The sequence below is a fragment of the Pseudomonas sp. NPDC087615 genome, from assembly GCF_044743445.1.
GTDB classification, from domain to species: Bacteria; Pseudomonadota; Gammaproteobacteria; order Pseudomonadales; family Pseudomonadaceae; genus Aquipseudomonas; species Aquipseudomonas baetica_A.
In genome coordinates, this window is record NZ_JBIUWM010000089.1 from 12,678 (window position 1) to 13,934 (window position 1,257).

2 protein-coding genes are annotated in these 1,257 nt (G+C 56.5%); both read left to right on the forward strand.

Translation table 11 applies throughout. The features are described from left to right. Positions 1-924: ubiquinol oxidase subunit II (cyoA, locus tag ACIOU6_RS26540; RefSeq protein ID WP_401139599.1), on the forward strand; the 924-nt coding region annotated here is incomplete at its 5' end. A gap of 3 nt (positions 925-927) precedes the next feature. Continuing rightward, positions 928-1,257: cbb3-type cytochrome c oxidase subunit I (locus ACIOU6_RS26545; RefSeq protein WP_401139601.1), on the forward strand; the 330-nt coding region annotated here is incomplete at its 3' end.

A 1,257-nucleotide genomic window follows, 5' to 3' on the forward strand; every position in this document is an offset into this window, starting at 1 on the left:
CCCAGATTACTAGGCCGAGTGCCGCGGCTCGGCACGATGTTGCTGGGAGGCTGCAACATGACCTTGCTCAATCCAACGGGCCAGATCGGCCTGGAACAGCGCAACCTGATCATCACCGCGACCTTGCTGATGCTGTTGGTCGTGGTGCCGGTTATCGTCATGACCTTCCTGTTTGCCTGGAAGTACCGCGCGTCCAACAAGAACGCCGTCTACACCCCGAAGTGGTCGCACTCGACCAAAATCGAAGTGGCGGTCTGGACCATCCCGGTGCTGATCATCGTTGCCCTGGGTTACATCACCTACATTTCGACCCACGAATTGGACCCGTATCGTCCGATTGAATCCGACGTCAAGCCTGTGACCATCGAAGTGGTCGCGCTGGACTGGAAGTGGCTGTTCATCTACCCGGAACAAGGCATTGCCACGGTCAACAAGATCGTGTTCCCGGCGCACACGCCCATCAACTTCAAGATCACCTCCGACGCTGTGATGAACTCGTTCTTCATCCCGGGTCTGGGCGGCCAGATCTACGCGATGGCGGGCATGCAGACCAAGCTGCACCTGATCGCTGACCGCAACGCTGAAATGGACGGTATCTCCGCCAACTACAGCGGCGCGGGTTTCACCGGCATGAAGTTCAAAGCCATCTCGACGACTCAGGAAGATTTCGACGCCTGGGTAAGCGAAGTCAAGAAGTCACCTAAACAGCTTGATCAAGCTGAATACGCAGCCCTTGCCAAACCGAGCCAGAACAACCCAGTCGAGCTCTACTCGTCGGTCACGCCTAACCAGTTCCAGATCATCGTCGACAAGTACGAAGGTATGAAGCCGGGCAAGCCGCTGAAGCACGAGAAGAAAGAGAAAGAAGTGGCGGCCACGGATATTGACTCGAGTTCGCATTCAGCTGCCGGGGCAGAGGAGTAAACGATGTTTGGTAAATTAAGTTGGGAAGCAGTCCCATTCCACGAGCCGATCGTGATGGTGACCATCGCCATGATCGCCCTCGGTGGTCTGGGTCTGTTCGCTGCAATCACTTACTTCAAGAAGTGGACTTACTTGTGGACCGAGTGGCTGACGTCGGTCGACCACAAGAAAATCGGCGTGATGTACATCGTCGTGGCCATGGTCATGCTGCTGCGCGGCTTTGCCGACGCGATCATGATGCGTACCCAGTTGGCCATGGCCACCGAGGGTTCGCCTGGCTATCTGCCGCCTGAGCACTATGACCAGATCTTCACCGCTCACGGTGTGATCATG